Annotated in this window: 19 protein-coding genes and 1 rRNA gene; 9 read left to right on the top strand and 11 right to left on the bottom strand. The window is 33.8% G+C overall.

Annotated elements, in window-relative coordinates; translation table 11 throughout:
- Positions 1-28 precede the first annotated feature (28 nt).
- Entirely contained in the window at positions 29-637 is a 609-nt protein-coding gene (gene purN / locus J2T59_RS07095; RefSeq protein WP_259135242.1) for a phosphoribosylglycinamide formyltransferase, read from the bottom strand.
- A gap of 105 nt (positions 638-742) precedes the next feature.
- Positions 743-1,711, bottom strand: coding sequence for a transcriptional regulator (locus J2T59_RS07090; protein WP_259135241.1), 969 nt, complete (start codon positions 1,709-1,711; stop codon positions 743-745).
- A gap of 89 nt (positions 1,712-1,800) precedes the next feature.
- Between J2T59_RS07090 and J2T59_RS07085 the strand changes: the two genes are divergently transcribed.
- The gene (locus J2T59_RS07085; RefSeq protein WP_259135240.1) at positions 1,801-3,090 is read left to right on the top strand and encodes a tRNA(Ile)(2)-agmatinylcytidine synthase; all 1,290 of its coding nucleotides are present in this window, start codon (positions 1,801-1,803) and stop codon (positions 3,088-3,090) included.
- Here J2T59_RS07085 and J2T59_RS07080 read toward each other — a convergent pair.
- Positions 3,087-3,869, bottom strand: coding sequence for an NAD+ synthase (locus tag J2T59_RS07080; protein ID WP_259135239.1), 783 nt, complete (start codon positions 3,867-3,869; stop codon positions 3,087-3,089). The two genes, J2T59_RS07085 and J2T59_RS07080, sit on opposite strands and share 4 nt — an antisense overlap.
- 143 nt (positions 3,870-4,012) lie before the next feature.
- Between J2T59_RS07080 and J2T59_RS07075 the strand changes: the two genes are divergently transcribed.
- Both J2T59_RS07075 and J2T59_RS07070 read left to right on the top strand, forming a co-directional pair.
- Positions 4,013-4,492: an NOB1 family endonuclease gene (locus J2T59_RS07075; RefSeq protein ID WP_259135238.1), complete on the top strand. Its 480-nt coding sequence runs from the start codon at positions 4,013-4,015 to the stop codon at positions 4,490-4,492.
- Positions 4,493-4,547: 55 nt separating this feature from the next.
- The gene (locus J2T59_RS07070; protein ID WP_259135237.1) at positions 4,548-5,159 is read left to right on the top strand and encodes an orotate phosphoribosyltransferase-like protein; all 612 of its coding nucleotides are present in this window, start codon (positions 4,548-4,550) and stop codon (positions 5,157-5,159) included.
- A 4-nt stretch (positions 5,160-5,163) separates the two neighbouring features.
- Here J2T59_RS07070 and J2T59_RS07065 read toward each other — a convergent pair whose 3' ends face one another.
- Entirely contained in the window at positions 5,164-7,290 is a 2,127-nt protein-coding gene (locus J2T59_RS07065; protein WP_259135236.1) for a DHH family phosphoesterase, read from the bottom strand.
- A 255-nt stretch (positions 7,291-7,545) separates the two neighbouring features.
- On the opposite strand from J2T59_RS07065, the gene J2T59_RS07060 reads away from it, so the two are divergent.
- Positions 7,546-8,325, top strand: a complete 780-nt coding sequence (locus J2T59_RS07060; protein WP_259135235.1) for a slipin family protein — start codon at positions 7,546-7,548, stop codon at positions 8,323-8,325.
- Complete coding sequence (locus tag J2T59_RS07055) at positions 8,325-9,662, top strand: NfeD family protein (RefSeq protein WP_259135234.1); 1,338 nt, start codon at positions 8,325-8,327, stop codon at positions 9,660-9,662. Before J2T59_RS07060 ends, J2T59_RS07055 begins: the two co-directional genes overlap by 1 nt.
- Here J2T59_RS07055 and J2T59_RS07050 read toward each other — a convergent pair.
- The 5 genes from J2T59_RS07050 to hisI all read right to left on the bottom strand — a co-directional run bounded on the left by J2T59_RS07050 (position 9,659) and on the right by hisI (position 15,268).
- A complete protein-coding gene (locus J2T59_RS07050; protein ID WP_259135233.1) occupies positions 9,659-10,987 on the bottom strand; it encodes an AIR synthase-related protein in 1,329 nt (442 codons plus the stop codon). The two genes, J2T59_RS07055 and J2T59_RS07050, sit on opposite strands and share 4 nt — an antisense overlap.
- Positions 10,988-11,008: 21 nt before the next feature.
- Positions 11,009-11,617 (bottom strand): imidazole glycerol phosphate synthase subunit HisH, encoded by a 609-nt coding sequence (gene hisH / locus J2T59_RS07045; RefSeq protein WP_259135232.1) that lies wholly within the window; start codon positions 11,615-11,617, stop codon positions 11,009-11,011.
- Positions 11,618-11,679: 62 nt separating this feature from the next.
- Positions 11,680-12,975, bottom strand: coding sequence for a UDP-glucose dehydrogenase family protein (locus J2T59_RS07040; RefSeq protein WP_259135231.1), 1,296 nt, complete (start codon positions 12,973-12,975; stop codon positions 11,680-11,682).
- An 18-nt stretch (positions 12,976-12,993) separates the two neighbouring features.
- The gene (locus tag J2T59_RS07035) at positions 12,994-14,823 is read right to left on the bottom strand and encodes a PINc/VapC family ATPase (protein WP_259135230.1); all 1,830 of its coding nucleotides are present in this window, start codon (positions 14,821-14,823) and stop codon (positions 12,994-12,996) included.
- Positions 14,824-14,893: 70 nt separating this feature from the next.
- The gene (gene hisI / locus J2T59_RS07030; RefSeq protein WP_259135228.1) at positions 14,894-15,268 is read right to left on the bottom strand and encodes a phosphoribosyl-AMP cyclohydrolase; all 375 of its coding nucleotides are present in this window, start codon (positions 15,266-15,268) and stop codon (positions 14,894-14,896) included.
- 82 nt (positions 15,269-15,350) lie between these two features.
- Between hisI and J2T59_RS07025 the strand changes: the two genes are divergently transcribed.
- The 4 genes from J2T59_RS07025 to J2T59_RS07010 all read left to right on the top strand — a co-directional run bounded on the left by J2T59_RS07025 (position 15,351) and on the right by J2T59_RS07010 (position 18,108).
- On the top strand, positions 15,351-16,109 hold the full coding sequence (locus J2T59_RS07025) for an RAD55 family ATPase (protein ID WP_259135227.1): 759 nt from the start codon (positions 15,351-15,353) through the stop codon (positions 16,107-16,109).
- A 102-nt stretch (positions 16,110-16,211) separates the two neighbouring features.
- Positions 16,212-17,306, top strand: a complete 1,095-nt coding sequence (locus tag J2T59_RS07020) for a hypothetical protein (protein WP_259135226.1) — start codon at positions 16,212-16,214, stop codon at positions 17,304-17,306.
- 99 nt (positions 17,307-17,405) lie between these two features.
- Positions 17,406-17,729: a HesB/IscA family protein gene (locus J2T59_RS07015; RefSeq protein WP_259135225.1), complete on the top strand. Its 324-nt coding sequence runs from the start codon at positions 17,406-17,408 to the stop codon at positions 17,727-17,729.
- Between the two features lie 28 nt (positions 17,730-17,757).
- Positions 17,758-18,108: a nascent polypeptide-associated complex protein gene (locus J2T59_RS07010; protein ID WP_259135224.1), complete on the top strand. Its 351-nt coding sequence runs from the start codon at positions 17,758-17,760 to the stop codon at positions 18,106-18,108.
- 77 nt (positions 18,109-18,185) lie between these two features.
- Here J2T59_RS07010 and J2T59_RS07005 read toward each other — a convergent pair whose 3' ends face one another.
- Together J2T59_RS07005 and rrf are read right to left on the bottom strand one after the other, a co-directional pair.
- Entirely contained in the window at positions 18,186-19,034 is an 849-nt protein-coding gene (locus J2T59_RS07005) for a rhomboid family intramembrane serine protease (RefSeq protein WP_259135223.1), read from the bottom strand.
- Positions 19,035-19,135: 101 nt separating this feature from the next.
- A 5S ribosomal RNA gene (gene rrf, locus J2T59_RS07000) occupies positions 19,136-19,225 on the bottom strand; the annotation flags it as partial.

The following is a 19,225-nucleotide window of genomic DNA, read 5'->3' as shown; positions in this document are numbered from 1 at the left end:
TAATATTAATTAGTTAAAATAACCTTAGTTAATCATTTACTACAATCCGGCCTTCCACTTTAAGTTTACCCTCTACAAATAGTTTTACAGCTTCGGGGTATATTATATGTTCTTTTTCAAGAATTCTTTCAGATAAGGATGCAACAGTATCATTTTCACAGACTTTAACAGCCTCCTGTAAGATTATGGGACCGGAGTCCATACCTTCATCAACAAAATGTACTGTACACCCTGAGACTTTCACCCCGTATTCCAAAGCCTGTTTTTGTGCATCTAAACCTTTAAAAGAAGGGAGTAAAGATGGATGAATGTTCATTATTTTATTTTTATACTGTAATATGAACGAATTTCCGAGAAGGCGCATGTAACCTGCTAATAAAACTAAATCAATGCCTCTTTTTTGGAGATTTTCGATTAATAGTTTTTCATATTCTTTTTTTGATTTGAATTCTAATGGGTTTAGGTATAATGATTCAATTGAGTGCTTTTTAGCTCGCTGTAGTGCATATGCTTTGTTTACATCACTGACCACAAGTTTAACAGACGCATTTGGAATATAACCGTTCTCAATATTATCTATAATAGATTGTAAATTCGAGCCTCTACCAGAAGCTAAAACTGCTATATTAAAAATCATTGAGACTCCTTATGAAGTTTCACTATATTATAGTTTTGGAGCTAAACTTAAGCATATTTGTCAAGAATATATGTATGATTCACTCAAAAGAGCTAACATAAATTATTATGATAACTTATAGTTCATCCTATTTTCTATAAGTGTAAGTAAATCATCGGGGTCAGATATTTTATTAAGTTCTTCTTTTTCGATTAAAACTGTGCTCTCCACTGATTCCGATTTTAGATGCCCATCTATGATGAAGACAGATCTTGTTTCAGTAATTAAAGAAATATTACTCATTAGGTGAGCTCTTTTTAGCATCGAACTACTGTATTCACTTATACCTGTCAGCATAATATTTGTTTCATCTTTTGAAACAGCTTTAAATGGTGCCTGAGATGTGGAAAGTACATTATATCCTAAAAGATGTAGTGTTTCTAATACACTATCATTTGGAACTTTTGGTTGCTGGTTTGGATCATTCTCGGTGTTGGGAACTGATGGAATTTCATTGAATGAGTTGAGGAAATCTATTGATCTTGCTAGAGCAACATCTAGAAGATCCTCTAGCTGTAGAACAACTTCAATTGATGCTGCCATTCCACCTTCTTCATACTTGCTTATGGTACGTCTGGATACCCCAATAAGTGATGACAGAGATCCTAAGGATAAAGATGTATCAATCCTAGCTTTTTTAAGAACGTCTCCATCTATTGATACATAGAGACCACCGGGGGCAGCAGAAACAAGTGGAGGTACCCCTTCAACCAAATAGTCATATAGAGTTTGTGCATTAAGTGCAGGTATTTCATACCTCATATATACTACACTATCCTCTAGCATTTGATCTCTTGTTTTTGCTCCAATAATTAACGGTGACCCATTTAGATAGCTAGCTAAAGCTTTTATTTCTTTAGCAGTTTCTTCATTCAGACCATCTATATTGTATAATATTTTACAAAAAAGTAATATGTCATCCCGCCTAGCAGCAAGATCAAAGCACCTTGGCCTAATGTTGCAGCGATCGGACACAATGAAGCCTGACTGTCTTAGCACATCAATTACTTGATGTATAAGGACTTCTTTTGTCATAATTATACCGTATATACATATACACATATATATATAATTGTCCATAAAACGAGTTAATACTAATAATTTAATGTACTTGAGATTACAGCATGATTATTGGAATTGATGATACAGATTCAAGAGAAGGTATGTGCACAACATATTTATGCACTACTCTGGCAGATGAGTTAATAGAGTTTGGAGAAGTTTCCAAGGACTTATTATTAATTCGACTAAATCCAACAATTCCTTATAAAACAAGAGGTAATGCTGCTGTTGCCCTACAAATTAATACCGAAGTTCCCCAAGATGTAATAAAACATGTTAGTAAACGAGTTTTTCAACTTTCTCGCTTATCTGATGAAAATACAAATCCAGGTATTGTCTTTGTACCCGATAATATTTCTAAGAATGCACAAAGTCAACTTGTTGCCTTCTTTAGGGAAGCAACAAGAAGTGTTATTGAAATAAATTCAGCTATAAGTATGATCAATAGAATGAGCTTAGAGTACAAAGGCTTTAAAAATGGAAGAGGTTTGATAGGTGCACTTGCAGCTTGTGGAGCAGTATTTGATGATAAGATGGACTATACATATGAATATATAGCTTATAGAAAAAGAGAAGCTTGGGGTAATTTAAGATATGTTGATGAGAAAACCATTTTTATGGCTCACAAAAAAACATACCCAAAAACATGGGATAATGTAGACACTACAGCAAAAAAAGCAGTATGCATCCCAAAATCTGGGGATCCTGTACTTTATGGAATTAGGGGATCTTGCATAGAAAGTATCTTTCAATTTATTTCTATGTTAAAATCTGAAAGTGTTGAAAATAGTGCACTTTTCCGAACAAACCAAGGAACTGATATGCACATATTGGCTGTAGATACTATTAAAAAAATAGTTAATATGAAATCTTATAAAGTCAGGTGCATAGTTGACAGTATTCCTAAAACTCTACATGGCGGCCATATAATTTTAAGAGTTTGTGATGATTATGGTTATAAACTGGATTGTGCAGCTTACGAACCTACTAAACAATTTAGGCATATAATAAAAAAATTACTACCAGGGGATATTGTAGTTTTGTTTGGGAGTGTTATGGGTTCTACGTTGAATATTGAAAAGATACATATTAAAACACTTACCAAATATTATGAAATTATTAATCCAATTTGCCCTTCATGCAAAAAAAGAATGGAATCAGCTGGGAAGAATAAGGGTTATAGGTGTAAAAAGTGTAAAAAAAACAGTAGTTTAAAACAAGCTATTGAACTAAAAAGAGATATTAGTCCTGGTTTTTATGAGGTACCGCCTGGAGCACGTCGCCATCTTGCAAAGCCATTAATTCGAATTATGCAACAAGGAAGGCATAGTAACATTTTCCCATCTACTTAACCTCTACTGATAATGTCAAATGTACTTGGTGGATGTCTTTTATGCCTATTATTTTCAATTCTTTTCAATAAATATTCTATATCTTCAGGAGATGCCGTTGATTTGTTCAATATCTCTTTTTTTGAAAGTTCACAATCTAACAGCATCAAAATAGAATCTATAGTTTCATAAGGTAATCCTAACTCTTCTTCATCTGTTTGGCCTGGCCACAGACCTGCAGATGGGGGTTTACAAATGATATGTTCTGGGATACCAACATGATGAGCAAGTTCTTGAACTTGTGTCTTATATAAATCGCCTATAGGTTCTATGTCAACACCACCATCTCCATATTTTGTATAATATCCTAATAACAATTCAGTGCGATTTCCTGTGCCTATAACAAGCTTATTTAGCTGGTTAGAGTAATAGTACAGAATAGACATTCTTATTCTTGCTTTGAGGTTTGCTTCTGAGTATACTTTTAAACTAGAGTCCATTAAACTCAACTGTTCTCTGTAAGAATCAAATATAGGATCAATATCTATTATCATATATTCTATACCTAATTGGTTTGCAATTTCAAATGCATCATTTGATTCCTTCTTACTAGTTAAGCGCCCCTGAGGCATGTGAATCCCCAATACTTTTTTTGGCCCAATAGCTTCGGTTATCAGGAATGTGGTCAAAGATGAATCAATTCCTCCACTTATTCCAACAACTGCGCCTTCTAATCCGGTTTTTTTGATATAATTTTTAAGTTCTTTAACAATTTTTGTTCTTACAAGTTTATTATCCATACATTTCTATCCTCAGGCAGGTTAAACTAATATACATATAACAACTAGTGTTAACCTATAAAATAAACATTCTTTAATAATGTATTTATTGTGTTAGTCAAACTATACATGCAATTCCACTTTTCTTTATTGGAGAATTGATAATGAAGCGTGTTATCGCTGATTCCGCAGCATTTATAGAAAAAATTGATTTAAAAGATTTCTGCATAATCACAGTACCTTCTGTAATCAAAGAATTATATAGTACAGAAGCAAAAAACAATTTAGAAATTGCATCACAACATACTTTATTTGTGGAAAGCCCAAAAACTGATTATATTAACAAGGTAAATCAGATTGCTAAATATAGCATGGATATAGATTCCCTTTCAAAGACTGATATTGACATATTAGCTAAAGCTTTAGAGTATAAGGGAAAATCAGTTTTACTTACAGATGACTTTTCAGTTCAAAATGTAGCACTTTTGCTAAAGCTTAACGTAAAACCCGTTGCTCAAAAAAAAATTGAAGATGTTATTTTGTGGATTAAAAAGTGTACTGGATGTAAAAAAAAATTCAAGGCTGGGAGTGTATGCCCAGTTTGTGGGTCTTCTTTAAAAAAAAGCAGAAAAAGAAAACTATAACATTTCACAAAAAGTACAATAAATTAATTATTCATGATAACATACAGGGGATTATATGAAAAATATTGAAGAATTAATTCAAAAAGCCGTAGATCTTCAGGCTAAAGGGCTAGTCACCGGACAAGTTGCAGATGAACTTAATGTTTCAAGAGAAACTGCTACTTGGTTGCTTTCAAGGGCAAGAAAGGGTGAAGAGATTCAAGCCCCAAAAGATATTTCTGTAGATTGGAGTAGTATTGGTAAAAGCTCCTATAGACTAAGGTATATATCAAAAGTTATGGCTGATATGGTTTTAGACCTTTTAAGCCAAACAAATGAAGATGTTGACACCATAGTAGGCACTACATCAAGTGGAGTCCCTATTGCAAGCTTAATGGCTGAAGAACTAGGAACCGAGTTCGCTGTATTCCATGTTTTAGGTCAACGAGTAGATAACACACATCCCGGTGGAATAATAAGTCGTAACTTTGGAAATGTTGATGGCAAAAGATGTATCATAGTAGATGATGTAATAACCTCAGGATCAACTATTTCTCAAGTAATAAAGCAACTTAAAGAGTTTGGAGCCTTGCCAGTAGGAGCTGCCGTCTTAGTTGATAAACGAGGTACTGAATCCATATCAAGTGTACCCGTAAAAGCAATGATACGTATCATGAGAATGGACTAAGGTTTTAGCTTTCTACCTCTGTTTCTCCTATTTTTTTAGCCAGGAGTTCAAGAACCTCTGTACGTTTCCCTTCAACAAATTTAATGCTTCCTACGACCAAGTGACCGCCACCACTTACTCCTGCACCCGCAACCTCTTCGTGTAGTTCTTTAACTAGTTGTGGAATGTTCATTTTCAGTTTTTTTGACCGAATTACAGCAAAATCAGGGCCATACCCAATAGTGATTATTGGAACATTTCCGTACCGTTTCACTAAAATGTCATGGACTTCGCCAGAAGTTTTTCCTGGTGGGGGGAACGTGAATTTATGTGCAAAGTTTTCAACATCCAGTACATTTAATATGGCTCCATTTGGCAATTCTCTAGATTTTACGTTAGGGATACAAGCATCTAACTGAGATTTTATCATATCATTTGCTTGTTCACAATAAAGTGATACTATTTGATTATGCCTTTTTTTGTTTCCTAAATTAGCAATATCGTCAACTATTCCTTTTCCGCTACTAAATTTCAGCCAAAAGGCTGAGAAGTCTAGTGCTAAAGCTATATCTTTAAGGTTATCCAAACTATATTTATCACTTACAAGATCAATATATTTTCTTGCTTCTGGAGCTTCTGACCTATCTCCAACTGCTGATATTGCAGGTAGATGCTTTATGTCTTCTGCTACATATGGATTTATCATTCTTGCAATTTCAGTACAAAGCATTCCAGTAGTAATACCAAAATCTCCACCTGAATGTGCTGGATTTACATGAGCTTTTAGATAATTGTCAACTTCTTTATCAGGATGATGATGGTCTACTACAACCATATCAATATCGTATATCTTTGCTTGTTTCATTGCAGGTACGTCTTCATCTGTAGATCCGTTATCAACCAAAACTACTAAGGGCATTTTTTGGCCATGTCGAGAATAGTCTTCAAGGGCAAAAGAAATATCTCTTACTACATCAAGCATCTCATAAAATGGAGCCTTTGAGGGGGATCTCTTATAGAAAAAGTGCTCTGCATCTGACCCTCCAATCTCATTTATTAAAGGTAGTATAGCTTGTTCTATTGCAAGAGCTGCAGTCATTCCATCAGCATCTGCATGATGTCTTAAAATAATTGGCCTTGATTTAATGATTGATTTTTTAATCACTTTTGCCACTTCTTTCATAGAAGGGCGAAGCTTTTCTAAGATATCACTATCAACAAGAAATTCAGTCTCTGAAGGAGCTGATCTTTTATCAATTGCAGATTCAATTCTGTCCCAAACAGCGTCCCTCATATCACCTGTAAGCTTTTTCATACTCATTATTTCGAGCTGTAGTTCATCACCACGCTCTGTGACTTCTCCAGTAGCGCTCACTACCATATCAGATAGGATATCTTCATATGCCCTTTCTCCAGCTCTAACAAAAGCTGCTCCCGAGATAAGACCGTCTTCGTCTGAGACCGTAAAAATAGTTGGTCCAGCTGTTTGTTTTATTTGTATAATTTCTCCTTCCACCCTTACATGTTTCCCAATAAATTGTTCAAGTTCTGATGATTTTACTAGGGGAAGAGTTTTTTCAACTTCTATTTTGTTGTAAGTTTCAATTTTTTTTGGGATTAAATCCATGTTTCCATTTTGTTTTATCTCTTTTACCAGTACCACCACATTCGAATTCTCCTCTAATGGATGGTCGATATTGCTTGTGTGGACAAGACCTCTTATCCTTGAATTCAAATCTATAAATGCGCCAAATGGTGGTAGACTATTTACCTTACCGTGATAAAGTTTCCCTACTTCTACCTCCTCTAAAGTACAAGAGTCATCAAGAAAGTGCACGGATTGTTTACTTTTACAATTTTGACAAAGGTTTTCTTCAACATTTTCTTTAAAAATAGGTGTTTTACATTTATCACAGTAAAAAAAAGTTCCCTTGCCTTCACAATATTCGCACTTGTTAGTTGATACAATTTCACCCTTACCATTACACCTTTGGCAAGACGACCCTTCTGATAAAAAACTATCAAGATTTTTTTCAGAAAGTGCCATTAAATCAACTGATTTTGATTTTCCCGTACCTTTACATTCACTGCATCTTTCTACAGAAATAATCTCGTGCCCTTTACCGTCACAATATTTACATTTTTGTTTCATTTTATCCTTCGTTATATTTATTATAGCTATTTGGTATTTTTTAAATTAGGTTAGATAATATTATCATATTAGTATCGTACTTCAAAGTTCTAATTAAAAATAATTGTTCTATTTTGCGCTTTATTTATAAATAATGAACGATTAATATTATGGTAAGTGGGCCGTAATTTATTTGCATTATATAACTACAATTTCAATCAATAAGATTCAAAGTATAATACCTTTCAAAGAAGAATAACATAGCATGGTGAAAATATGGTTAGTGAATATATAATACCTACATTAATTGTTATAATAATTATCCTCTCACAGAGCATTAAAGTTGTTAATGAATACGAAAGAGTGGTCATTTTTAGATTAGGCCGATTTGAGGGAGTTAAAGGTCCTGGCCTTTTCTTGATAATACCAATAATTGATAAAACCGTAAAAGTAGATTTACGAGTTGTTACTATTGATGTACCAAAACAAAACGTCATTACAAAAGATAATGTGAGTGTGGACGTTGATGCAATCGTGTACTATAAAGTTGTTGAGCCTGGGGCTGCAGTTACAGCTGTTGAGGATTACAGATATGCAACTGCAATGCTTTCACAAACAACTTTGAGAGATGTTATGGGTCGAATTGAGCTTGATGATATTCTATCTCAAAGAGAAGAAATTAACAAAGATATTCAAGAAATCCTTGATTCCTCAACTGACCCTTGGGGCATAAAAGTGACATCTGTAACTGTAAGAGATGTGACTTTACCAAAAACTATGCATAGAGCAATCGCAAAACAAGCTGAAGCTGAAAGAGAGAAAAGATCCAGAATTATACTTTCAGAAGGGGAGTTTTTGGCTGCCAAAAAAATGCAAGATGCTGCAAACCTTTATCAAGATATGCCAGTAGGAATTAAGTTAAGAGAATTGCAAACACTTGCAGAAATAGCAAGAGAGCAAAATTTAATTGTTATAACTAGCACTACTGGTGCAGGTGAGATTGCAGGTATAACAGAAGCAGTAGCACAAAAAAAGATGAAATCAGGTAAACCATAATGAGAAAAAAATCTATTTCAAGATTTATCTTTTTTGTATTACTATCTCTTTTATTTTTTTCAATTGCTCCCGTGAGTGCGGATGAGCAAAACACTGTGTTAGTTGTAAAGCTTTCAAATGCAATTACACCAGCTTCCGATCAAATATTAAAAGAAGCTATAAATGAAGCTGAAAACCAATATTATGAAGCTATAATACTAAAATTAGACACCCCGGGTGGAGGACTGGAAGAGACATTCAGAATAATAGAACTAATTGAAAATACAGATGTACCTATCATTGGTTATGTACATCCACCTGGAGCTAAGGCATGGTCTGCAGGAACAATAATACTAATTAGTACAGATATAGCTGTAATGGCTCCAAATACCTTAATAGGCTCTGCTCAACCAGTTCGACTCTCAGAACCTGTTGAAGATGATAAGTTAATCAATGCACTTGTTGCTTTTGCTAGAGAAAAAGCAAGCATGCACGGAAGAAATGAAACAATTGCAGAAGAGTTTATCACAAAAAACTTGAATCTCAACGCAGATCAAGCCCTTGATGTGAATATTATAGAGTATGTAGCACCAAATAGTGAAGAACTACTAAAGAGCGTTCATGGAACAGTCATCAAAGGAAAAGAACTTAACACAACCGAAGCTAGCATCGAGTATTATGAGCCGAGCTTTCAATTAGCTTTCTTAAACATAATATCTAACCCTTTGATTTCCTCTTTGCTTATGCTCCTTGGTATTTATGGACTTATTTTTGGCATATCTAATCCTGGATATGGTCCAGAAATATTTGGCTTAATCGCAATCACGCTTGGGCTTATGGGCATGGGCTTCGATGTAAATATTGCAGCACTATTTTTAATAATAGTAGGTGCAGGACTATTAATTCTTGAGTTGCAGGAACCTGGGTTTGGCGTATTTGGATTGGCAGGAGTTGTATGTGTGATTATTGGCAGTGTATTACTAATACCTATGGACTATCCAGACTACTTTGTACCAGCAGATGTGCAAATTGACATGGCAATAGCTGTTATAATTCCAAGCATTGTTATTTTAGTTCTTACGATAATAGCTATTCAAAAAGTTATGGACGTAAGAAAGAAAAAACCAGTAATTGGTGAAATGATCGGAGATGTTGCAGAAGCTTCTGATGAACTGTCACCAAGTGCTCAAGGTTATATAAGATACCTTGGAGAATTTTGGAGAGCGAGAACTAAGGACGGAATTATTCAAAAGGGTGAAAAAGTAAAAATAGTTGATAAGGATGGACCTATATTAGTCGTTGAGCCACTTGAAGTTGAAGATAATTCCAAAGAAGAAAATAAAGATGAAAACAATTAAAAAACAATTTCATCCTTTAGTTTTTTTACTACTTTCCTTTTTTTATTAGAAGCTTCTTTTGCAGCTATATCAACAGCTTCTTTCATCGCTGAAAAGTTATTAGGGGTGTCTTCTCCAACTGCTTTTTTTATAGGAGTATACGCAGATTCTCTAAACTGTGGAGTAAAATCCTTTGTTTCACCATCAATTATTATCTTAGATGATTTTTCATGGACAACTTTCCCAATTATATCAATCTTAACACCAGCATTTTGTACTAAATCAATTACATCTTCAGCATATTTTTCTGGTATAGTAATTAGCAGAGAATCTAAAGATACTCCTAGGTGATCAATTTCAAGCTTTCTAAGCATCCGAAAAACCTTTTGGTTAATCAAGTCCTTTATTGCTTCATCATAAAATACCATTCCAACATTAGCTGTTCTTGAAATTTCATTTGCATCACCCCTAATTCCCCCATTAGTTACATCTGTCATTGAATGAATATGATTGATTAAATCTGATTTCAAAAGGGCTTCACATGCCTTTATAAACTTCAAGTTTATTGTCTCTTCTACAACTTCATGCATCCCATAATAAAGAGCTGTTGTTGATATGGTTCCTCCTCCAGCTCCTTCTGTCATTAATATTAAATCGCCTTCTTGAGTCAATACTCTTGAGGTTAAAGTTTCAGTAATTCCTATAGCTCCTAGACCTCCGGTCATTCTTTCACCAATTACCATATCACCACCTATTCGAAGAGTACTTCCAGTCACTAGAGGTATACCTGTGATCTCTGAAACTGTTGTGATTCCTGCAATATGATCAAATATTTTAGCTACATCACCATCATCTGCTATGTGAATGTCTGAAAAAAGTGCTAGTGGTCTTGCCCCCATAACATAAACATCTCTTAATGAAGCTCTAGCAACATGAAACCCTGAAAGAAATGGATAATCGCTCAGCCTTGAGTGGAGGCCATCAACTGTAAGAACAATATAATCTCCTCCAATATTTTTTATTACTCCGGAGTCATCTAAATGTGAACTATCAACAATTGCATTAGTATCCCCAATTACTTCTGCTATTTTTTCATGTGCATAAAAATCACCTAAACCCCTCGAACCTACTCCAAACTGTCCCATAGTAACCCCAGATTTGGTAGATGTTAATATATCGCCCTCTGCATCAAGTGCACAATTCACTTCAGTTATTGCTGCTTGTGCAATCCTTTTTGCAGACTCAAAGCTTATATCCTTAATTTCAATAATTCGCTGAGCTATTTTTTCTTCAAGGTTTTTTTCACCTTTTATTATCCCCTTTTTTGCATAGTTTTCAATATCCATTAGAATCTCCTTATTAGATTTTTAGCACATGTCTACAAAATTCTTTAATATTTTCAGTCCAGCATCACCACTTTTTTCTGGATGAAATTGTGTCCCAATGACGTTCCCCTTTTCACTTATAACAGATGCTGAAAAATCTAACCCATAGTCACAGGAAGCAAGAGAGTGTTTTATGTCAGTTTTTACATAATAAGAATGTACAAAATACAAATACTCACCATTTTCTATTCCTCTAAACAGAGGATGATCATGTATTATTTTTATCGAATTCCATCCCATATGAGGAACCTTTAAATTATTACATGGAAACTTTCTAACACTTCCTGGAATTATGTTTAGACCCTCAATATCACCACCCTCTTCAGAACATGTCATTATTAGTTGTTGCCCAAGACATATTCCAAGAACTGGACGTCCCATATCTATAAAATCATTTATTGTCGACCTAAGACTTTGTATGTTATTCATTGCATCTGAAAATGCTCCTACACCGGGAAGAATCAAACCATCTGAATTAATTATTTCACATGGTTTGCTCGATATCTTTGGGTGTGAGCCGACAAATTCAAGGCCTTTTTTTACACTTCTCAAGTTACCAAGGCCATAATCAATAATTGTTATTTTCTTCATATTAACTGTTAAATATAGATATTCGTATTACTTTTTTTGTTAGCTGATAGTTTTAACAGAATTCACCAGCATAGTCCTTCATATTTAATATCAGCCTTAATATCATTAGGATTTAATACATACCTAGCATCGATGACTAGTTTTCTTTTCATAAGATTTAACTCATTATCTATTTCTCTAAATTCATCCCAGTCAGTCATCAACAAGCAGGCATCTGAATTCTCTAAAGCTTCTTCAATAGTAGATGTATATCTAATATTAGAGAATACGTTTCTCATATTATTCATAGCAAGTGGATCATAAGCTACAACATAAGCTCCTTTTTCAAGCAGATAATTAATAATAGGTATTGAACTGGATTCTCTAATATCATCTGTACCGCTTTTAAATGCAAGTCCAAGTACAGTGATTTGTGTTCCTTCCAGCTTGTTCATTTTCTTTTTTAGTATATCAATTACTTTTAGTGGTTGTTTTTCATTAAGTTCAATAACTGATTGTAGAATCTTAGGGTCATAACCTAGCTCAATCGACTTTCCTATAAGAGCCCGAACATCTTTCGGAAAACATGAGCCACCAAAACCTGCACCACTTCTAAGAAAATGAGGAGATATCCTAAAATCTTTGCCAACTTGTTCCATAACTTCGTATGTATTTATGCCCATTAGCTTGCATATGTTACCTATTTCATTTGCAAATGACACTTTAGTAGCCAAGAATGAGTTATTAACATATTTGATCATTTCAGCTGTTTTGAGATCTGTTATACTTACGTTAGTATCAATTTTATCATATAGTTCTTTCACACACAACTGTGAACGTTTATCAATACCGCCAATAACTATCTTATCAGGGTTCATGAAGTCGTATACTGCTTTCCCTTCACGTAAAAATTCTGGATTCATTGAAACGCCAAATTCAGACCCTGCTGATTTTCCTGACTCCTTTTCTATAATGGGGATTACAACATCTTCAGTGGTTTTTGGGACAACAGTACTTTTAACCACAACACAATGATACTTTTTTTTGTTTCTGAGATTCGTACCTAAACATCTGCATGCATTCTTAAGTGGTTGCAAATCAATATTTCCATCTATATCTGAAGGTGTTCCAACGCATATAAATGAGAAATCAGTGTTTCTCACAGCTTCTTCATAATTATTAGTTGCATGAAGAGATACTCCGACATTCCTTTTTAGGATTTCATCAAGTCCATCTTCAATAATAGGAGCTTGTCGAGAATTTATCATATCAACCTTTTTTTCATCAGTGTCAACACATATAACTTCGTGACCTAGTTCTGCAAAGCAAGCTGCAGTGACTGTACCAACGTATCCAGTACCAATTACAGATAATTTCATATTAATTCCCTTACGCATTTATTGAATCGGTTTTAAAATTATATCTTCACCTTCATCTATGTAATCTAGCATATCATATGCAAGTGTTGAGCTTGTTCGTACCTTAATATCACCATGTCTACTAACAGTAGCTGTAAAAAGATAAGTTTTTCCAGCATATACCTCCACATCAGTAGATTTGAGGTGGGGAGTATTTATTATTACATGTTTCCTACTTTTTTCAACTGTTGGATAATATTCGTTTTGACTTTTTTCTAGCTTATTATTGTTTTTTTGAAGCTCTCTGACATCTATATGAATACCAAGTTCATCTTCTATTTTTGATATTAGAGAGCCACCTTTCCCAATAATTTTTGCAATGTCTCGTTCAAGAACTCTTACTATAGCTTTGTGGTCAGATTTCATCTCAACTTCTATTGGGCCTTTTACATACTTCTTAATCGATTCTTCTATCTTTTTTTCTGCAAGATTCCAAGATGCTTTTTTTGATTCTTCCCCCACAGGCATCACAACAACTTGTTCCCCATAAGTATATATTTCAAATTCATTTATTCCCGATTCTAAGTCAGATACTGTTATTACGGGTCTAGCTAAGTCATCTTCGGTCATACCATAAGGAACTTTTACAGTAAATTCAAGAATGTAGACGCTTACAATTTCTCCTTTTTCTAAAAAAATAACAGTATCAACTACTTGAGGAATTACACCAAGTTCTAATCTACCAATCAGCCTTTGTATAGCATCAATTGCTTTATTCGAGTGTACTACCCCAATCATCCCAACTCCTGCTAGTCTCATATCAGCAAATGTTAAAAAATCTTTAGTTTTCCTGACTTCATCGTATATAGTATAGTCTGGTCTAACTAGGAGTAAAACATCAGCCGTATATTCCATATGTCCATCAAGTGGGCCATATTGGGTTATGGATTTAGGTACTTGTAAATCTCGAGGTGATTCCATTGTTTTTACTACAAAATCATTTTCAGCAAGATATGTTGCTATTCCTGCTGCAAATGTTGACTTCCCTGAGCCTGGTGGCCCTGATATCAAAATTCCTCGTTGAGATAGAATTCTTTCTTTTAAAGTTTCGTTGAGTTTATACTCATCAAGATCTACAGAAGCTATAGGTCTAACAGCCGTTATTTCAGTATCATCAGAAAAAGGTGGATTTGAAATCGCAATTCTCATATTCATTATCTGAAGAATTGAAGCTCCACTGTAAGATAATTCTAAAAAAGATTCCGAATCTGCTCGAGCCCTTTCAATTAGTTCACGAGAAATATCTTTCAATTCTTTATGTGTGCAGGGTTCATCCCTGATTTTCACCAACTTGACATCGCCAACTGAACCTTTTTTAGCCATCGGTGGAACTCCGTTTTTTAAATGAACAGACATTGTATCATCAGTAAAATATTTATCAATTAATAATGGACCAAAGTCTGTCATTTGAGGGAATATCCAATCTACTGTTAGTCCTTTTGCTAAAGCCACCTGCGCTTGGACTCGATCGCCTGTTACAAAAACTGCTTCTTTCTCAGTTGCTACAGCTCGTATTAATGCATCAATCTCACCAGATTTTGCAAGTCTTATTTGATCAAGGTTTGGGCGCTTACCTACAAAATATAGGCTCACCTTACCAATATCAGCAAGTTTCCTGATTTCTTTGAGCTCATCAAGTCCCCTAAATCCAATTTCTATACCTTTGTTTGCTTGAGATTCGAGTTCCGCTATAACTGCTTCTGGAATATAAATCTCAGTATTTTTATACTCGCCGTTAATTATTCTTTCTGAAATCCTTCCATCGATAATAACACTTGTATCAGGAACAATTTTCATTTTTTCTTTCATGGTACCATATAATATTCCAAAAATATATAACTCAATTGCAACTTTTGACTTTTCACCCTAGTACCATAAATTAGACATTTCCATAAACATCATCAGGCTCAAATAGTTTAGTACCTACTATTTCGCCACTTATATCCCTATAGAAACATGATGTATAGCCTTTGTGACATGCACCGCCTTTTTGTTCTACCAACAAGAGTATTGAATCCATATCACAATCAATTAAAATCTGATGAACTATCTGTATATTTCCGGATGATTCCCCTTTTTTCCACAGTTTCTTCCTACTCCTACTCCAATAATGGGCATATCCTGTATCAATTGTCTTTTTAAGCGAATCTTTATTCATATAAGCACACATTAGTACATCTCTGCTTTTGACGTCCTGGACAACTGCTTGAACTAGACCATTAACATATTTCAATTCATCTAATATAAGAGACATAGGTTACTTATTTAATAGATATAGTATAAAAATTAAAAGGAAAAGCTATAAGGTTGAACTCACTAAAATAGGTAGGAATAATATGGATATACAAGATGACAGGAAAAAGAGTATACTTGTTCCTACAGGCATAAAAGGGCTGGATATGCACCTAGGGGGAGGTTTTCCGCCTGGAAGTACTATTTTACTGGTTGGTGATTCTGGGTCGGGCTTACCCATGTTCACATATCAATTTGCATATGGTGGCATCTTAAATGGAGATAGTGTCGTATACTATACTACTGACAGACCTGTTAAAGAAATAAAGTCTGAAATGCAATCATTTTCAATGGATGCATCTACCTTTTCCAAACAAATCGAGTATGTGGACTCTTATACACCAAGATTTTACAATCTACTGCCAGCAAATTTACAAAAGGAAATGAAACCAAAAGATTATCTAAAGCAAAATGTAGATGTCTTAAATTTTTTAAAAGCAACAGTGCTCAAAGAAAGAAGTGAGAACTATCGATTCATAATCGACTCAGTGTCATATTTCTTACGTTCTTATAGTCTTAATGAAATTGTAGATATGATAGAAATAATGTCTTCGGTTAGTAAAATCAATCAGTCCGTAAACATTTTGACAATGAAGGGAGGAATGCATGATTCACTGGTTGAAAACACTATGAAGCATTCTTGTGATGGAGTTATTGAGTTTAGGCTACATGAAAAAGGATCTGACATTGAAAGATCGATGTTTATTCGTAAGATTCGAGGGATGTTAGTCCCTAGTAACATTATTCCATATAGAATTACAAGAAAAGGAATTGAATTAGAGACAACAAAAAGAGTTCTTTGACTTTTAAGCTTAAATAATATAATCCTTTGATAAATAACATTTATGTAGCTACCCTATGGAGAAATTTAGTTTATTTGTTAAAAAATATAGGCAGTTGATATCATGAAAAAAGAAATTTTAGAGTTCCTTAAAGAAATGTTTTTAGCTTCAGGATATACTTTTGTTGACTCATCCAATTATGATTTAGTTGTAGAAAAAATGAGCAAGCAGACTTATATTAGATACGAAAAAAAAGTAAACAAATCTATAGTTGAATATTATTATGAAGAATTAGATGGATATAGAGGATTGCTAGTTATACCATGCGAAGTTGAAGATTATATTTATGAATATTCAAAGAAAAAAGGTATCATTTTGTGGGATAAAAATGAGCTTGCTTTTCAAATTGGAAAATATATTTTAAACGAACTTGAAGCTGAGAAAGATTTATTTGAGCTATTTAGTAAGATGAATAAAAATATTTCACACAATAAAGGGGGTGGTTTTTCTGAGGTATTTGAGCCCGGATCAATGCAAGATTTACCATATGAAAGCTTAGCTCCAGTTGAGAATTCTTTTACTAAAAAAGATTTACATCAAAGTGAAGAGATATCTAATATAAAATCTCAGCAACATTCAGAGATTGATAGTTACAACAATACACTAAAGTTAAGAAGTTTAGTTATAAAAACCTCAAAAGAACATGCAGCTGCTATTGCTAAGCCTCATTTGGGAGAAATAGAAAATATCATTTTGAAATTTTCACCTTTTTGGAAGTACAAGTATTCAGTACAAAGTGAAAAAAAATATAAAAACAAAATAATTGACCTTTCAGGAGAAGGAGGAGGATTGTTTAATGCAATAAATGCAAATATGGACACACATATTTTAGCTGAGGTAAGTGATCAAGTCACTATCCCAAATTGCAAGTATGAAATTTCAACCCCAATAATCAATAAAGATGATGCCCAAAAAGCTATAATGGATATGATTGTTAGCAAGCACACAAAGGATATTAGGTTTGATAATACCGTTGGTGAAGCGATAATTTCAGAGCATAAAAGAATTAAACCCAGTAATAAAGATATTGATCTAGAAATTGAATTAGTATACACCCCCATTTGGGATGTTAGAGGTAAAAAAAATACCGTTGAGATTAATGCTCATAGTGGGACTGTTTTAGAAAATCCAGTCGGTGATGACGTCGAATTTATATGAACTAGACAAATAAAAATTAAATGTCACCAACAAACCTAAATAAAATATAAATCCACTAGAATACTAATTAAATTCAAATTCAATAGGATGATAAAGTATATGATTGAAATAACAGATGCAGCAGCTGATGAACTCAGATCAATAATTGAAAAAGAAGAAAAAGACAGTCACTCATTAAGGATATTCGTTGCAGGAATGGGATGCAGTGGGATCCAGTATGGACTTGCTCTAGACGATGATATTAAAGATGAAGATGTAACTATAGAAAGTAAAGATATAAAAATAGTAATGGATCGTGAGATTGTTGGGGGCTTAACTGAAGCTACAATAGACTTTATTGACACTCCACAGGGTAAAGGATTTGTAATTGATAACCCTAAAGCTGCAAGTGAATGTGGAACTGGCTGCCAAGGTTGTGAATAAACAAATAAACAACAGGTGATGAGGTAACATGATACCAGGTATGGGTGGCCGAGGGATGAACCCGGCTAAAATGAAGCAAATGATGAAGCAAATGGGCATCAATGTCGAGGATATAGATGATGTGCAAGAGGTCATCATAAAGACCACTGAAAAAGATATAGTTTTTGATAGCCCTAAAGTTTCAATAATGACAGCTCAAGGTACAGATACTTACCAAATAGTAGGCAAGCCTAAAGAAATACAAAGAGAAATTGAAATTCCTGAAGACGATATAAGACTTGTAACTGAGCAAACTGGAAAAAGTCATGAAGAAGCTCATGAAGCCTTAAAAGAGGCTAATGGCGATTTAGCAGAAGCCATAATGAAATTGTCTGAATAATAAACATTTTAGAATATTAGGCCGAATACTACACTTTTTTTCTTTTTGGGTTATTAAATCCTATTTATTCATTCTTTTTAAATCTCGTATTTGCAGCTATTTTTTACTATTCTTTGTGATATGGGCAAAATAAGTCCACAACAATAGCCTATTAGATGTCCAAAAATATTAACTTGCCCGGTAGATGTTGCAATTTCTATTGGAAAAAGAACAAAAAACATCATTATAGCCAACGAAAAAGAAAAGAACATAAAAATTGAAATAATAATAACTGTGAACTTACCTCTTTCAGTAGAACCTAAATGCTTCATGCTTTTATAAGCTTTTATTATATCTTTAGTCGCTTTTGGCAAAAGCAATGACAGAACAATACCTACAAAAATTAGAAATCTAAATTCAATTAGGTTTGCTAGGCTATATTGCAAAAGAACTAGTAGAAAACTAAAGCCAAAAATAAGAATCACCACAGCATAACTCAAGCAAACATTAAGTTGCTTCTGAGTAAATTCATAAACTGAAAATAAATAGTAGGCCATAATTGCCGAAACTATTCCAGAAAACCCAAGTGAGGTATGAGCATTAATAAGCAAAAGTGTAGAAATTGATACTACAAATGGAACAATAAAGAAAATTAAAAATATATCATAGTAAAATTCCTTTCTATCAGTCCTTAAAAGTAATATCAAAAAAATAATTACTATATATGCTACTGTATTGTCAAAAAAGTGATTAAGGTTAGAGTGTGCAAAGTTTGAAAAGTAAATTGTAAACAGTGAAGGATCATTTAGATATAGTACAAATTTATCATTCAGGTCACTGAAAAATACAATAGTTAAGAAAAGCGGAATTCCAATAAGAAATATAGAAGTATCTAAAAATATAGCTCTTAGCTTAGTAGTTTGTCTTTTCCTCAGTTGCAGTTGCAAGAAGACACCAGTCGAAATTTAAGATACTATTGTAAAGTAAAACTATTAAATAACTACATATGATAATAATTAGTACAGTATGTTACAGTGATTTTTATCGGACCTAGCAGCGATCCACTGTTCCCGGAGGCTCTCGCACCGCAGTACAGAGTGGAACGCTGGCAGTCTTATCTTCTGTGTTCGGCATGGGT

The sequence above is a fragment of the Methanosalsum natronophilum genome, assembly GCF_024808815.1.
GTDB lineage: Archaea > Halobacteriota > Methanosarcinia > Methanosarcinales > Methanosarcinaceae > Methanosalsum > Methanosalsum natronophilum.
The sequence above is the reverse complement of the archived record's forward strand: the minus strand, read 5'-3'. Positions and strand labels throughout refer to the sequence as shown.

Coding starts and splice junctions, on each gene's coding strand:
- purN (WP_259135242.1), bottom strand. CDS start 637: ATGATTTTTAATATAGCAGTTTTAGCTTCTGGTAGAGGCTCGAATTTA.
- J2T59_RS07090 (WP_259135241.1), bottom strand. CDS start 1,711: ATGACAAAAGAAGTCCTTATACATCAAGTAATTGATGTGCTAAGACAG.
- J2T59_RS07085 (WP_259135240.1), top strand. CDS start 1,801: ATGATTATTGGAATTGATGATACAGATTCAAGAGAAGGTATGTGCACA.
- J2T59_RS07080 (WP_259135239.1), bottom strand. CDS start 3,869: ATGGATAATAAACTTGTAAGAACAAAAATTGTTAAAGAACTTAAAAAT.
- J2T59_RS07075 (WP_259135238.1), top strand. CDS start 4,013: ATGAAGCGTGTTATCGCTGATTCCGCAGCATTTATAGAAAAAATTGAT.
- J2T59_RS07070 (WP_259135237.1), top strand. CDS start 4,548: ATGAAAAATATTGAAGAATTAATTCAAAAAGCCGTAGATCTTCAGGCT.
- J2T59_RS07065 (WP_259135236.1), bottom strand. CDS start 7,290: ATGAAACAAAAATGTAAATATTGTGACGGTAAAGGGCACGAGATTATT.
- J2T59_RS07060 (WP_259135235.1), top strand. CDS start 7,546: ATGGTTAGTGAATATATAATACCTACATTAATTGTTATAATAATTATC.
- J2T59_RS07055 (WP_259135234.1), top strand. CDS start 8,325: ATGAGAAAAAAATCTATTTCAAGATTTATCTTTTTTGTATTACTATCT.
- J2T59_RS07050 (WP_259135233.1), bottom strand. CDS start 10,987: ATGGATATTGAAAACTATGCAAAAAAGGGGATAATAAAAGGTGAAAAA.
- hisH (WP_259135232.1), bottom strand. CDS start 11,617: ATGAAGAAAATAACAATTATTGATTATGGCCTTGGTAACTTGAGAAGT.
- J2T59_RS07040 (WP_259135231.1), bottom strand. CDS start 12,975: ATGAAATTATCTGTAATTGGTACTGGATACGTTGGTACAGTCACTGCA.
- J2T59_RS07035 (WP_259135230.1), bottom strand. CDS start 14,823: ATGAAAGAAAAAATGAAAATTGTTCCTGATACAAGTGTTATTATCGAT.
- hisI (WP_259135228.1), bottom strand. CDS start 15,268: ATGTCTCTTATATTAGATGAATTGAAATATGTTAATGGTCTAGTTCAA.
- J2T59_RS07025 (WP_259135227.1), top strand. CDS start 15,351: ATGGATATACAAGATGACAGGAAAAAGAGTATACTTGTTCCTACAGGC.
- J2T59_RS07020 (WP_259135226.1), top strand. CDS start 16,212: ATGAAAAAAGAAATTTTAGAGTTCCTTAAAGAAATGTTTTTAGCTTCA.
- J2T59_RS07015 (WP_259135225.1), top strand. CDS start 17,406: ATGATTGAAATAACAGATGCAGCAGCTGATGAACTCAGATCAATAATT.
- J2T59_RS07010 (WP_259135224.1), top strand. CDS start 17,758: ATGATACCAGGTATGGGTGGCCGAGGGATGAACCCGGCTAAAATGAAG.